Annotated in this window: 12 protein-coding genes; 8 read left to right on the top strand and 4 right to left on the bottom strand. The window is 72.8% G+C overall.

Annotated elements, in window-relative coordinates; genetic code table 11:
- The first annotated feature begins 115 nt into the window (after positions 1-115).
- Complete coding sequence (locus ACSTA4_RS14855; RefSeq protein ID WP_444964043.1) at positions 116-949, top strand: phosphotransferase; 834 nt, start codon at positions 116-118, stop codon at positions 947-949.
- 33 nt (positions 950-982) lie between these two features.
- Here the strand turns inward: ACSTA4_RS14855 and ACSTA4_RS14850 are convergent, their stop codons facing one another.
- Positions 983-1,546 carry a helix-turn-helix domain-containing protein gene (locus ACSTA4_RS14850; protein WP_019607297.1) on the bottom strand — a complete coding sequence of 188 codons (564 nt, stop codon included), beginning with the start codon at positions 1,544-1,546 and terminating at the stop codon, positions 983-985.
- A 32-nt stretch (positions 1,547-1,578) separates the two neighbouring features.
- Here ACSTA4_RS14850 and ACSTA4_RS14845 point away from each other — a divergent pair, with 32 nt between their 5' ends.
- Positions 1,579-2,106, top strand: a complete 528-nt coding sequence (locus tag ACSTA4_RS14845) for a GNAT family N-acetyltransferase (protein WP_444964042.1) — start codon at positions 1,579-1,581, stop codon at positions 2,104-2,106.
- Positions 2,107-2,475: 369 nt separating this feature from the next.
- Positions 2,476-3,435, top strand: coding sequence for an EamA family transporter (locus ACSTA4_RS14840; RefSeq protein ID WP_444964041.1), 960 nt, complete (start codon positions 2,476-2,478; stop codon positions 3,433-3,435).
- A 130-nt stretch (positions 3,436-3,565) separates the two neighbouring features.
- Here the strand turns inward: ACSTA4_RS14840 and ACSTA4_RS14835 are convergent, their stop codons facing one another.
- From ACSTA4_RS14835 to ACSTA4_RS14825, 3 genes are read right to left on the bottom strand one after another with little or no spacing between them, the layout of a single operon-like run.
- Positions 3,566-4,885, bottom strand: coding sequence for an ABC transporter substrate-binding protein (locus tag ACSTA4_RS14835; RefSeq protein ID WP_416030823.1), 1,320 nt, complete (start codon positions 4,883-4,885; stop codon positions 3,566-3,568).
- Positions 4,886-4,903: 18 nt separating this feature from the next.
- A complete protein-coding gene (locus ACSTA4_RS14830) occupies positions 4,904-5,779 on the bottom strand; it encodes a carbohydrate ABC transporter permease (RefSeq protein ID WP_444964040.1) in 876 nt (291 codons plus the stop codon).
- Entirely contained in the window at positions 5,769-6,740 is a 972-nt protein-coding gene (locus tag ACSTA4_RS14825; RefSeq protein ID WP_444964039.1) for a carbohydrate ABC transporter permease, read from the bottom strand. The genes ACSTA4_RS14830 and ACSTA4_RS14825 overlap by 11 nt, the downstream gene beginning before the upstream one ends.
- 433 nt (positions 6,741-7,173) lie before the next feature.
- Between ACSTA4_RS14825 and ACSTA4_RS14820 the strand changes: the two genes are divergently transcribed.
- The 5 genes from ACSTA4_RS14820 to ACSTA4_RS14800 all read left to right on the top strand — a co-directional run bounded on the left by ACSTA4_RS14820 (position 7,174) and on the right by ACSTA4_RS14800 (position 13,175).
- Entirely contained in the window at positions 7,174-8,481 is a 1,308-nt protein-coding gene (locus ACSTA4_RS14820; protein ID WP_358413279.1) for a Gfo/Idh/MocA family protein, read from the top strand.
- Positions 8,481-9,653, top strand: a complete 1,173-nt coding sequence (locus tag ACSTA4_RS14815; RefSeq protein ID WP_444964038.1) for a Gfo/Idh/MocA family protein — start codon at positions 8,481-8,483, stop codon at positions 9,651-9,653. The genes ACSTA4_RS14820 and ACSTA4_RS14815 overlap by 1 nt, the downstream gene beginning before the upstream one ends.
- Positions 9,650-10,624 (top strand): PmoA family protein, encoded by a 975-nt coding sequence (locus ACSTA4_RS14810; RefSeq protein WP_444964037.1) that lies wholly within the window; start codon positions 9,650-9,652, stop codon positions 10,622-10,624. Before ACSTA4_RS14815 ends, ACSTA4_RS14810 begins: the two co-directional genes overlap by 4 nt.
- A 498-nt stretch (positions 10,625-11,122) precedes the next feature.
- On the top strand, positions 11,123-12,076 hold the full coding sequence (locus ACSTA4_RS14805; protein ID WP_444964036.1) for an NAD-dependent epimerase/dehydratase family protein: 954 nt from the start codon (positions 11,123-11,125) through the stop codon (positions 12,074-12,076).
- A gap of 67 nt (positions 12,077-12,143) precedes the next feature.
- Positions 12,144-13,175, top strand: a complete 1,032-nt coding sequence (locus ACSTA4_RS14800; protein WP_212639875.1) for a LacI family DNA-binding transcriptional regulator — start codon at positions 12,144-12,146, stop codon at positions 13,173-13,175.
- Positions 13,176-13,235 lie beyond the last annotated feature (60 nt).

The following is a 13,235-nucleotide window of genomic DNA, read 5'->3' as shown; positions in this document are numbered from 1 at the left end:
GACTTCCTCCTGCTCCGGGACGACCTAAAACGCGGCGCGGCCTCCCCTTGGACGGTCGCCGGCACTAGTTTCGAGGTGGACCCGCCGCCGCAGGTCCTCGACGCCGAGGAGAGCGATGACCCACCCGAGCGACACCGACAGCGGCACCGACAACAGGGGGAAGCGGCTGGCAGGCGGCATGATGACCACGGTGTTCCGGTACGGCGGCCACGTCGTGCGCACCGCGACACCCGCCGCACCCGCCATCCACGCCCACCTGGGCGCCCTGGCCGAGAGCGGGTTCAGGGGCGCTCCGGTGCCGCTCCGGCTGCGCGACGACGGCCGCGAGGAGCTGACCTTCGTGGAGGGGGACGTCGCCCTTCCGCCGTTCCCCGACTGGGCGTTCACCGAGCACACCCTGCGCTCGGCCGCCGAACTGCTGCGCCGCTACCACGACGCCGCCGCACGCGTGCCCGTGGACACCTCGGCCGCCTGGAACACCGGCTCCACCGGTATGGCCGACCCCGAGGGCGGTCCCATCCTGTGCCACAACGACCCCTGCCTGGAGAACATCGTCTTCCGCCGGAGCCGGGCCGCGGCCCTGATCGACTTCGACCTGGCCGCGCCGGGCCGTCCGGTCTGGGACGTGGCGGCGCTGGCCTACTACCTGGCGCCCGCGCTCGACCCGGTCTCGGCCGCCGGGACCCCGCACGAGGAGAGCGACGTCGCGCACCGGCTGCGCCTCCTCGCCGACGCCTACGGGCTCTCCCCCGACGACCGCCGCGCCCTGCCGGGGGTGGTCGAGGAGTACACGGCCGTCGCCCGCGTCTTCGTGGCCGAGCGGGTCGAGAACGGTGACGCGCTGTTCGCCCGCGACCTGGAACGGATGGGCGGATGGGAGCGCTGGGACCGCCGCCAGGCCTGGTTGGCCGACCAGCGCGCGGTGTTCGTCCGGGCGCTGGCGCCCTGAGCCGGGCGGCGGCTCCCGGGCCCGTCCGCCGCCTCAGGCCCCGCGCCGGGAGATGACCACCAGGTACCGGCAGTCCGCACCGGTCGGGTTGTGGAACTCGCACGGCTCGGGCGGACCCAGGTGCAGGCAGTCGCCCCGCTCCAGCACGTGCTCCACACCGCCCTCGCGGAAGGCCAGCGTGCCCTCCAGCACCCAGATCTGGTGGTGGGTGAGGGCGTAGGCCTGCGCGGGGAAGCCCACCCGCGCACCCGGCGGCAGCTCCACCTCCACCAGTTCGATCGGGCCGCCGGACGCGGGCGAGACCGCGCGCCGCCGGTAGCCCGTCCCGGGGTCGGTCCATACGGGCTGCTCGTGCGCGCGGACCAGACGGCGGTCTCCCTGTTCGGCGCGGGCGATCAGCTCCGACAGGGTGATGCCCAGCGCGGCGGCGATCCGCCCCAGCAGGGAGGCGGTGGGCTGGGCCTCGCCGTTCTCGATCCGGCTGATCATGCCCCGGGAGACCCCGGACAGCTCGGCCAGCGCCCCTCCGCTCAGCCCGCGGGCCCGGCGCAGCTCTCGCAGGGTCGAAGCCAGGGCCGTGCCCAGTGTGTCGCTCATGACGTTCACTATAGGGAGCAGAACTGAATACCATGGTCGACATGACTTCGATGCCGACCCTCACCGTCCGCGACGCGACCCCCGCGGACGCCCCGGCGTGCGCGGCGATCTACTCCCCCTATGTGACCGACACCGCGATCACCTTCGAGTACGAGCCGCCCACCGCCGAGCAGATGGCCGAGCGGATCGCCGCGGCCCAGCGGCGGCACGCCTGGATCGTGCTGGAGGACGCCGACGGGGTCGTCGGCTACGCCTACGGCGGGCCCTTCCGCGCCCGCGACGCCTACCGGTGGTCGTGCGAGGTCAGCGTCTACCTGGCCATGGGCCGCAGGCGCACCGGCGCGGGCCGCGCCCTGTACCGGGAACTGCTGCCCCGCCTGGCCGAACGCGGCATGCGCACCGCCGTCGCGTGCATGACCCTGCCCAACGAGGCCAGCCTGGGCCTGCACCGCTCCCTGGGCTTCGAGGACGTGGGCGTCATGCGCCGGGTCGGCCGCAAGTTCGACGCCTGGCACGACGTCGCCTGGGCACAGATCGGCCTCACCCCCGCACAGGACTGAGGCCGGTTCCACCTGCGGGGAGCGCGGTCCCCGCCCGGTCCGTACCCGCGCACCGGACACCGAGGACGCGGTCGGCGAGGGCCGTGGTCCCCGCGCGGTTCGTGGTCGCGGCGGTGGACGCGTTCACGCGCGCCCTCTCCAGTACCGGTGACAGCCCCACGAGCCCGAGCCGAAGCGCCTCCCGTCTCCGCGACCGGTCGCGACCCCCACCCCTGTGCGCCGCCCGCCGGGGAAGACGCGTGAACGCGGACACCGCCCCGCGCACAGCATCCGGTGCCGGAGGGCGCACGCCGCCCGAAGACTTCCCCGGACCCCGGCCGTATGCTCGTCAACGGTCCCATGTCCCCACCATCCCCCGGGAGCACCGCCGTGTCCGTCCCACCCACGCGCCACCGGAGCTCGGGGCTGGCCTTCGCGCTCGCCTCGGCACTCGCCTTCGGCGGATCGGGCGTCTTCGCCCGCCCCCTGCTGGACGCGGGGATGGACTCCCTCCACGTCACCTGGCTGCGCGTGGCCGGTGCGGCGCTGCTGCTGTCGCCCGTGGCCCTGGCCCACTGGCGCACCGCCCGCCACCGCCCGCTGCTGGTCCTGGCCTACGGCGTCTTCCCGATGGCGGGGGTCCAGGCCCTGTACTTCGCCTCCATCGCGCGCATCCCCGTGGGCATCGCCCTGCTCATCGAGTTCCTCGGCCCGGTCCTGGTCCTGCTGTGGCTGCGCGTGGTGCGCCGCACCCGGGTCTCCCCCGCCGCCGTGGTCGGCGTGGTCCTGGCCGTGGCCGGGCTCGGCCTGCTGCTGGAGGTGTGGGCGGGCGTGCGCCTGGACGCGGTCGGCGTGGGGCTGGCGCTGGGCGCCGCCGCGGCGCAGGCCGTCTTCTTCCTGCTGTCGGACAGCATGGGCGAGGACACCCACCCGCTGGCCGTGGTGGCCTTCGGTTCCCTGGTCGCCGCGGTGCTGCTGGGCGTCCTGGCCAGGCCCTGGACGCTGCCCTGGCACATGCTCGCCGACCCGGTCGCGCTCGGCGGGTTCTCCTTCCCCGGTTGGGCGACGGCCCTGTGGCTGGGCCTGGTGTGCACCGCGCTCGCCTACTTCCTTGGCATCTCGGCGGTCCGGCGTCTGTCCCCGCAGGTCGCCGGGGCGGTCGCCTACCTGGAGGTGGTCACCGCGATCGTGCTGGCCTGGGTGCTGCTGGGCGAGGCGCTCACCCCCGTGCAGGCCGTCGGCGCCGCCGTCATCGTCGCGGGCGCCCTCGTCGCCCAGACCGCCGTGCCCCCGGCCCCCGCACCGCCCGAGGCCGACCCCGAGCAGCCGCCGGTCACCGCCTCGCCCTGAGGAACGGGGAACCGCGTGCGGAGGCCACCGGAACGCCTCACCGCGCGGGCCGCACACGCGGGCGGGCCCGGTGGGAGGATCTCCTCCCGCCGGGCCCGTCCGCGTGCTGGTGCCGTATGCGACGCCCGGATCAGGCCTCGCCGGTGGCCGCCTCGACCTCCGCGATGAACTGCTCCGCGGCCTCGGCCGGGGTCAGGTCACCGAAGGTCAGGTCCTCGGTGACGCGCTTGGTGATGTCCACGACCTGCCCGGCGCCGATCGGCGGCGGCGGGTTGCCGTCCACGATCGTGCCCTCGATCTCGGACAGGAACACCGCGCTGCGGGCGTCGGCCTCGGGCAGCGAGTCGATGACGTGGGCGCGCACGTCCACGTTGGCGGGCAGACCGCGGTCGGCCAGGATCAGCTCGGCGGCCTCCTCGCTGTTGAGCAGGAAGTCCACGAACAGCGCCGCCTCCTCCGGGTGCTCGGTGCCCGCGGAGATGGAGTAGAACATGGCCGGCTTGAAGAACATGCCGGTGCGGTCCTCGGTGCTCTCACCCGGGTAGCGCAGCAGTTCGATGTCGCGGCCGGAGGAGGCCGAGATGCCGCCCAGCTGGTTGGTCCAGAAGTGGGCCATCGCGCCCTGGTTGGTGGAGAGCACCGACTGGTCGGGGCCGCCCGCCTCGATCTCCACGCTCTCGGCCGCGCCGGGCTGGCCGCCGTTCTCCACCAGCTGCTCGGTGACGGAGAACCACTCCTCCAGCGTCTCCTGGGAGAAGCCGAGGGATCCGTCCTCGGCGTAGAGGTTCTCCCCGCGCTGGCGGGCGAAGATCTGGAAGCCCGTCTCGTTGTAGGACATGCTCTGCGTGCCCACGACCTCGCCGTCGGTGGCCTCGCTGATCTGGGCCGAGATCTCGATGTAGTCGTCCCAGGTCCACGTCTCGTCGTCGGGCATCTCCACGCCCGCGTCCTCGAAGGCCTGGGGGTCGGCCAGGATCGCGTAGGCGTTCACGCCGGTGGCCACACCGAAGGTCTGCCCGTCCAGGTCGCCGCTCTCGGCCACCAGCGGGTCGATCCCCGACAGGTCCAGGTCGACCTCGTTGAGGTCGAGCAGGGCGCCGCGGTCGCCGTACTCGCGCAGGTAGCGCTCCTCCTGCGTGATGATGTCAGGGGCGTCGTTGGCGGCGGTGCTGGTGGCCAGACGGTCCCAGTACCCGGCCCAGTCAGTGTACTCGGGGACGATGGTGATGCCCGGGTTCTCGGCCTCGAACAGGTCGATGACCTGCTGGGTGGTGGAGTGGCGGTCGTCCGCGCCCCACCAGGAGAAGCGCAGCTCGACCGTGCCGTCGTCGGCCTCGGAGCCGCCACAGGCGGTGGCCGCCATCACGATGGCTCCCACTCCCGCGGCCACGGACAGGAAAGGGCTGCGGCGACGGGCCTGGGGGCGCCCGTTGCCAGGGTGTGCGTGCATGTGTTCGGTTCCCTTCGACTACTTGATTCCGGTGGTGGCGATGCCCTTGACGAGGTATCGCTGACCCGCGAGGAAGAAACCGAAGACGGGGCCCAGGGCGACGATCGACATGGCGAACAGCGGACCCCAGGAGGTCTGCGAGGTCGAGTCGACGAAGGTGCGCAGGGCGACGGGGACGGTGTACATCGACGGGTCGGTGAGGAAGATCAGCTGGCTGAAGAAGTCGTTCCAGGTCCAGATGAAGGTGAAGATCGCGCTGGTGGCCAGGGCCGGCAGGGACAGCGGCATGATGATCTGGAAGAAGATGCGCACGTGGCCGCAGCCGTCGATGCGCGCCGCCTCGTCCAGGTCGCGGGGCAGTCCGCGGATGAACTGCACCATGAGGAAGATGAAGAACCCGTCCGTGGCCAGCAGCTTGGGCACGATCAGCGGCAGGAAGGTGTTGATCCAGTCCAGCTCGGCGAAGAGGATGTACTGCGGCACGATCACGACGTGGATCGGCAGCATGATCGTGGCCATCATGACGGCGAAGAACAGCCGCTTGCCGCGGAACTCCAGCCGGGCGAAGGCGTAGGCCGCCATCGAGCAGCCGATGAGGTTGCCCACGATCGCCCCGGCCACCACGATCGCCGAGTTGAGCAGGTAGTGGTGGAACGGGAACTGGAGGGCGTTCCACCCCTCGGTGTAGTTGCCCGGGGTGAAGGTCTCGGGGATCAGGCCCGGGGCGCGGAAGATCTCCTCGGTGGGCTTGAACGAGCTGGAGAGCATCCACAGCAGCGGGTAGAGCATGACCAGCCCGAAGGCGATGAGCCCGATGTGCGTGATCAGCCGTCGTGTGCGTTCGGCCCGCGTGCGCTTCTGCGAGGCCACGGGGGGCATTGTCTTAGTCGCCATAGAAGACCCAGTACTTGGAGGCGATGAAGTTCACCGCGGTGAACCCGCCGATGATCAGCAGCAGCAGCCAGGCCATCGCCGAGGCGTAGCCCATGTCGAAGGAGCCGAAGCCGCGCAGGTAGAGGTAGAGCGTGTAGAAGAGCGTGGAGTCCGAGGGGCCGCCGGTGCCGCCGCTGACCACGAACGCCTGGGTGAAGGTCTGGAAGGCGTTGATGAACTGCAGCACCATGTTGAAGAAGATGATCGGGGTGAGCATCGGCACGGTGATGTTCAAGAAGCGGCGCAAGGGGCCCGCCCCGTCCACCGCGGCGGCCTCGTAGTACATGGCGGGGATCTGGCGCAGACCCGCCAGGAAGATCACCATGGGCGCGCCGAAGGTCCACACGTTGAGCACGATCAGGGTGCCCAGCGCGTAGTCGGGGTGGGAGACCCAGCCCTCGCCCTGGATGCCGAAGAAGGCGAGCACCTGGTTGATCAGGCCCTCCGCGCCGAAGACCTGGCGCCACAGGATGGCGATGGCCACGCTGCCGCCGAGCAGGGAGGGCAGGTAGTACACCGACCGGTACAGGGGCAGGCCCCGCACGCCGCGGTCCAGGATCATCGCCAGGGCCAGGGCCAGGGCGAGCTGGAGCGGCACCGACACGAAGACGTAGACGAACGTGACCCTGAGCGCGCTGTGCAGGCGCTCGTCGTCGAACATCCGCTGGTAGTTCTCCAGGCCGACCCACTCGTAGTCGCCGATGAGGTTGTAGTCGGTGAAGGAGAAGTACAGGGAGGCCAGGAGGGGGCCCGCGGTGATGAGCACCAGGCCGACGAACCACGGGGCCAGGAAGCCGTAGGCGGCGAGGTTCTCGTTCCGCCGCTTGCCAGGGGCCGGGCTCTTGCCGACCCTGCGGCGCGGCTTGGCGCCGACCGGGGCGTCGGGGGCCTTGGCGGGCCGCCGTTGCAGGAGGGCGCTCACGGGGATCCACCCTCCTGTGGGGCCACCGCCGGAGCGCTGGCGTGCGCGTGCGGTCCTGGATTCATGGAAACTGCCAATCTCGTTCGGAGACGCGTACGCTGTGGGCGAGAACACGCGTTGAACTGCCTAAACATGTTCTGGTAAGCGCTATCCACGTACTAAGATGTTCAGTTTCTAGCACCGGGTTACATGGGTGTCAACGGCAGGTTTCCCGAAAACTGTGATCCAAGCCCCATATCGTTACGCTTCCGGCGGCCCGGGGGACGCGGATTTTGCCGCGCGCTTTCCTCCCTCGCGCTTGTTCGCACGAGAAATTCCACCCTTCGAATCAGTTTCATCACTCTCCGTTGCGCGTCACGGGAGTGCGGACGCTCGGACACGGCTTGGCCGACACCCTTGTCGACCGGATGGGAAAGCGTTTACCATGCCCTGTGTGAACCACACCACCCCACGCAGGTACGCGATCGTCGGCACCGGATCCCGCGCCCGGATGTACACCCGGGCCCTGACCGGCACCCACCGGGACCGGGGACGTCTGGTCGCCCTCTGCGACACCAACAGCACCCGCATGGCCGTGCACAACCGCATCGTCACCGATGCCGGACTCGACGCCGTGCCGACCTACTCCCCCGACGACTTCGTCCGCATGCTCAAGGAGGAGAGGGTCGACGAGGTCATCGTCTGCACCGTCGACCGCACCCACGCCGACTACGTCGTGGCGGCCCTGGACGCCGGGCTCGACGCCATCACCGAGAAGCCCATGACCGCCGACCTGGAGGGGCTGCGGCGCATCAACGAGGCCCAGGCGCGCACCGGGGGGCGGGTGACCGTCGGCTTCAACTACCGCTACAACCCCGTCCACCGCCAGCTGCGCGACCTCATCTCCTCCGGGGTGATCGGCGAGGTCGGGTCGGTGCACTTCGAGTGGCTGCTGGACCTGCGCCACGGTGCCGACTACTTCCGCCGCTGGCACCGCGACAAGACCCAGTCCGGCGGCCTGCTCGTGCACAAGGCCAGCCACCACTTCGACCTGGTCAACTGGTGGATCGGCGCCCGCCCCACCGACGTGTTCGCGTCGGGGAGGCTGTTCTTCTACGGCGACGACAACGGCCGCCGCCACGGTCTGGCCGCCGACTACGAGCGCGGCCACGGCGAGGACGCCGCCCAGAGCGACCCCTTCGCCCTGCACATGGACGACAGCGCCGACCTGCGGGCCCTGTACCTGGACGCCGAGCACGAGGACGGCTACCGGCGCGACCTCAACGTCTTCGGCCCCGGCATCACCATCGAGGACGACATGTCCGTGCTGGTCGGCTACGACACCGGCGCGCGCCTGACCTACCACCTGGTCGCCTACGCGCCCTGGGAGGGCTACCGGATCGCGATCACCGGCAGCCGGGGCCGCCTGGAGCTGGACATGACCGAGTTCGAGTACACCTCGCCCGAGCAGGACGAGACCACGCCCGTGCGCGGCATGCCCGCCCCCAAGGAGCACACCAGCGCGCGGCTGTGGCTGCGCCGCCACTGGCAGCCCCCCGAGGAGATCCCCGTGGCGGTGGGCGAGGGCACCCACGGCGGCGGCGACCAGCTCATGCTCGACTCGCTGTTCGGCGGCGAGGACGACGGCATCCGCCCCGACCACTCCGACGGCGGCAACGCCCTGCTCACCGGGCTGGCGGCCAACGCCTCCATCGCCTCGGGGGCGCCGGTCCGCGTCGCCGACCTGCTCGGGGGCAGCTGATGGGCGAACCCGTGCCCGTGCTGCTGGCCGGGGTCCACGGCCACGGCCGCGCCCACCTGCGCTCCCTGCGCGAACTGGCGCAGAGCGGCCTGGTCCGGCTCGTGGGCGTGTGCGACCAGCGCCCCGTCGCCGAGGACGACGATCTGGAGGGGCACGGCGCGCTGCCCTGCCACGCCGACCTGGGCGAGGCGATCGAGAGCACCGGCGCGCGGATCACCGTCCTGGCCACGCCCATCCACACCCACCTGCCCCTGGCCCGCACCGCGCTGGAACACGGCTCCCACCTGCTGCTGGAGAAGCCCACCACCGCGACCCTGGCCGAGTTCGAAGAGCTCACTGCGGCCGTGGACGCCTCCGGGCTGGCCTGCCAGGTGGGCTTCCAGAGCCTGGGGTCGGCCGCCGTGGAGGCCGTGCGCACCCTGGTGCGCGAGGGCGCGGTGGGGCGCGTGCGCGGCATCGGCGGTACGGGCACGTGGGTGCGCACCTCGGCCTACTACGACCGCGCCCCCTGGGCGGGGCGCCGCCGCCTCCAGGGGCGCGACGTTGTGGACGGGGCGCTGACCAACCCCTTCGCCCACGCCCTGGCCACCGCGCTGGCCGTGGCCGGAGTCGCGACCGAGGCGCCGCGCGGCGTGGAGCTGGAGATGTTCCACGCCCACCCCATCGAGGCCGACGACACCTCGTGCGTGCGCGTGCGCACCGCGGACGGGCTGCCCATCACCCTGGCGGTGACCCTGTGCGCGCCCGAGCACCTGCCGCCGCGCCTGGTGGTCCACGGCGACCTGGGGCGCATCGAGTTCGAGTACACGCTGGACCGCGTCACCGTGCACCGGCCGGGCCAGCCCCCGGCCACCACCACGCACCCGCGCACCCACCTGATGTCCAACCTGGTCGAACACGTGCGCGGGGGCGAGCCGCTGCTGGTGCCGCCCCGGGCCACCCGGGCGTTCATGCACGTGCTCGAAGCGGTGCGCACCGCGCCCGACCCGGTGGCGCTACCCGCGGGCATGCAGCACGTGTACCGCACCGAGGAGGGGGTGCGCCGGATCATCCCCGGCATCGACGCCCTCATCCACCGCAGTGCCGAGCACCTGGCGCTGTTCTCCGAACTCGACCCCGCCTGGTCCCCCGCGGCCCGGGCGGGAACGACCGACGCGAAGGCCACGCCGTGAACACGCTGACCCTGGACGGTTGCGTCCTGGCCGTCCTCAGGGACGGGACCGACATCGAGCCGACCCTGTCGCCGCGGCCCTACCTGCACCCGGTGCGCACCCTCGCCGGGGTGCCGGTCACCGAGGAGCGGCCCGCCGACCACCTGCACCACTTCGGGGTGGGCGTAGCCGTGCCCGACGTGTCGGGGGTGAGCTTCTGGGGCGGGCGCACCTTCACCCGCGACCGGGGGTCGGTGCTGCTGGACAACCACGGCCGCCAGCGGCACGTGTCCTGGCTGGAGCTGGCCGCGGACCGCCGTGTGGAGGCGCTGTCGTGGACCGGCCCGGACGGGGCCGAGATGCTGAGCGAGGAGCGCACCGTGCGGGCCGCGGGCCTGGATGGGCGCACCTGGGTGCTGGACGTGCGCACGCAGCTGCGCAACACCTCCGGGCGCGACCTGAGCATCGGCAGCCCCGCCACCAACGGCAGGCCCGGCGCCGGGTACGGGGGCCTGTTCTGGCGCGCGCCCGTGGCCGCGACCCCGCCCGCCGTCGTGGGCGCGGGCGGGCTGGAGGGCGAGAAGGCCCTGCACGGTTCGCGGGCGGAGTGGCTGGCCCTGGTCGGTGGTGGCGGTGAGGGTGCCGTGGCAGCGGGCGCCGTGGCCGCTGGTGACGAGGGCGCCGGAGGCCGTGGTGCCCAGGGCGGCGGCGCGGCCTCGGGCGGAGCCGAAGGCGGCGCGGCGGACGCTGACGAGGCCGGGGGCGGGGGGTGGACCCTGGTCTTCCTCCAGCCCGGGGAGCACACCGACCCGTGGTTCCTGCGGGCCGAGGACTACCCGGGGGTGGGGCCCGCGCTGGCGTGGGACACGCGGCTGCCCCTGCCCGAGGGCGGGCGCCTGGAGCGGCGGCTGCGCGTGGCGGTGCGCGACGGGCGCGCCGACGGGGCCGGGGAGCTGGCGGTCCTGGCCGAGGCCACCCGGGACCTGTTCTAGCCCGGGGCCGACCTGGTCGGAACCACCCGGGTGGGAACCGCCCTGGCGCGGTGACCGCGAAGGGCCACCGGACCGCTCCCTTCCCCTTCTGCACCGTTCGAGGGTCGGGCCCCTTCCACCGCACCGGCGGCGTTTGCGGCCGGTCCGCCAGCTTTTCGGTCGGCCAGCCGTCCCGGGTCCGTGCCAGGGAGGGCCCGGGGGCGCGGGCAGGTCCGCCAGCGCCCCCGGTCGCCGGTGAGGTCCGTCGGTGCCCCGGTCGTCGGCGAACCGGTCCTCGGCGGCCCGGTCTGCGGACCGGCGGCGTGGGGCACGGGACCGCGAACGGCTGGCAGGAGGAGGGGAAGGGCGGCCCGGGCACGAAGGGCGCAGCACGAAGCGGGCGGGCCAGGGGACCCCCCGATATCAACGTTAGGACCGCCGCGCGGGGCGGCACCAGTGCCCCGCACGACCTGTGGACAACCCCCCGGACCCGGGGGCTAGGGAAGGAAGACAACACCCATGCGCGTTCTCGTCACCGGCGGCTCCGGACGGCTCGGCCGCAGCGTCGTGGCCACCCTGGCCGCACGCGGACACCAGGTGACCTCCGTGGACACCGCCGCGGCCGACCTGCCCGAGGGCGTCGACGCGGTCACCGCCGACCTGCTGGACCCGGACGCCCTGGAGGCGGCCTTCACCCGGGCCCGCCCCGAGGCCGTCGTCCACCTGGCCGGGATCGCCGTGCCCTTCGCCCGCCCCGACGTGGAGACCCTCCAGGTCAACACCGGCCTGGCCTGGGCGGTGCTCTCCGCTGCCGTCGCCCACGGCGCCCACTCGGCGGTGGCCGCTTCCAGCCCCACCGTCTACGGGTACAACACCCCTTCCTGGGCGCCCCGCTACCTGCCGCTGGACGAGGCCCACCCGGTCACGCCCTGGCACGCCTACGGGCTGAGTAAGGCGATCATCGAGGACACCGTGCGCGCCCTGGCCCGCACCTCCGCCACCTGCGTCCTGTCGTGCGTGCGCCCGGGCTACGTCGTGGCCCCCGAGGAGTGGGAGGGCGCGCCCACCCAGCTCGGGCACACCATGGCCGAGCGGCTGGCGGACCCGGCCCTGGCCGCCACCTCCCTGTTCAACTACGTCGACGCCCGCGACGCCGCCGAGCTGTTCGCCCTGGTCATCGAGAACCCGGCCAAGGTCAGCGGCGGCCAGGTGTTCAACGCCATGGCCCCCGACCCGCTGTCCGAGGTGCCCGTCGACGCCCTGCTGCCCCTGTACCACCCCGGCACCGCCCCGGCGGCCGCCGCCCTGGCCGACGGCCGCGCGGTCTTCTCCTCCCAGGCGGCCCGCGCCGCGCTGGGCTGGGCTCCCTCACGGACCTGGCGCACGCAGTTGCGCACCGGGCAGAGCCGTGCGGCCGCCTCCGAGGACGTTTCCGTGGCCGACGGGGCGCGTGGGGCGTCAGAGCGTCCGTGAGCTGGTCGAGGGCTCCGCTAGGGTAGGAAAGAGTTTTCCCATGGGCCGAGGCAGGAGAGGGAGCGGCGTGGAGTCCGGTTACGTGACACTGGAACAGGTCGCCGAGCACGCCGGGGTGTCCCTGGCCACGGCGTCCAGGGTGATCAACGGCAGTACACGCCAGGTCAGCCAGCGCCTGCGCGACAAGGTGACCGCCAGCGCGCGCGAACTCGGCTACCTGGCCAACGCCTCGGCCCAGACCCTGGCCCGCAACAGCAGCGCCCTGGTCGGCCTGCTCGTCCACGACATCTCCGACCCCTACTTCTCCTCGATCGCCGCGGGGGTCACCCGCCACACCGAGGAACAGGGGCTGGTCCTGGTGCTGGGCACCACCAGCCGCTCCGCGCAGAAGGAGGGCCGCATCCTGGCCACGCTGCGCGCGCACCGGGCCCGCGCGGTGGTGCTGGTCGGCTCGCGCTCCACCGACGAGGAGAGCAACCGGCGCCTGTCCGAGGAGATCCGCATGTTCCGCCGCCAGGGCGGGCGGGTGGCGTGCGTGTCCCAGGAGGGCCTGCCCGCGGACACGGTCACCCCCGACAACCACACCGGGGCCTCCGACCTGGCCCGCCGCCTCATCGCCCAGGGGCACCGCGAGTTCGCCATCCTGGCCGGGCCCACCGACCTCCAGACCGCACGCGAACGCCTGGACGGGTTCCACTCCGCGCTCTCGGGCGCGGGGCTGGAGCTGGCCCACCACAACGTGGTGCACGGCGCCTTCACCCGTGACGGCGGCTACGAGTCCACCCGCCGCCTGATGGCGGTGGGCACCGACGCCACCTGCCTGTTCGCCGTCAACGACGTCATGGCCACGGGGGCTATGGCCGCGCTGCGCGACCTGGGACTGCGGGTGCCCACCGACCTGTCGGTGGCCGGGTTCGACGACATCCCCACCCTGCGCGACCTCACCCCCGCCCTGACCACGGTGCGCCTGCCGCTGGAGGAGATGGGCGAACGCGCCGCGGTGCTCGCCCTGGACGGCGAGCCCAGCGACCAGCCCCGCGTGGTCACCGTGCGCGGCGAGGTCGTCGAGCGCGAGAGCACCGCGCCGCCCACCCGCTGAGCCGCCCTGGTCAGCGGCCCGGCGGCTCGTGGCGTTCCGACCGGTGCCGAACCGGGGGAA

Source organism: Nocardiopsis sp. M1B1 (assembly GCF_052466615.1).
This window is presented reverse-complemented; position numbering and strand designations above follow the sequence as displayed.

Bases quoted from the DNA above. Each gene is read 5' to 3' on its own strand.
- ACSTA4_RS14855 (WP_444964043.1), top strand. From the start codon at position 116: ATGACCCACCCGAGCGACACCGACAGCGGCACCGACAACAGGGGGAAG.
- ACSTA4_RS14850 (WP_019607297.1), bottom strand. From the start codon at position 1,546: ATGAGCGACACACTGGGCACGGCCCTGGCTTCGACCCTGCGAGAGCTG.
- ACSTA4_RS14815 (WP_444964038.1), top strand. From the start codon at position 8,481: ATGGGCGAACCCGTGCCCGTGCTGCTGGCCGGGGTCCACGGCCACGGC.
- ACSTA4_RS14835 (WP_416030823.1), bottom strand. From the start codon at position 4,885: ATGCACGCACACCCTGGCAACGGGCGCCCCCAGGCCCGTCGCCGCAGC.
- ACSTA4_RS14830 (WP_444964040.1), bottom strand. From the start codon at position 5,779: ATGGCGACTAAGACAATGCCCCCCGTGGCCTCGCAGAAGCGCACGCGG.
- ACSTA4_RS14845 (WP_444964042.1), top strand. From the start codon at position 1,579: ATGGTCGACATGACTTCGATGCCGACCCTCACCGTCCGCGACGCGACC.
- ACSTA4_RS14805 (WP_444964036.1), top strand. From the start codon at position 11,123: ATGCGCGTTCTCGTCACCGGCGGCTCCGGACGGCTCGGCCGCAGCGTC.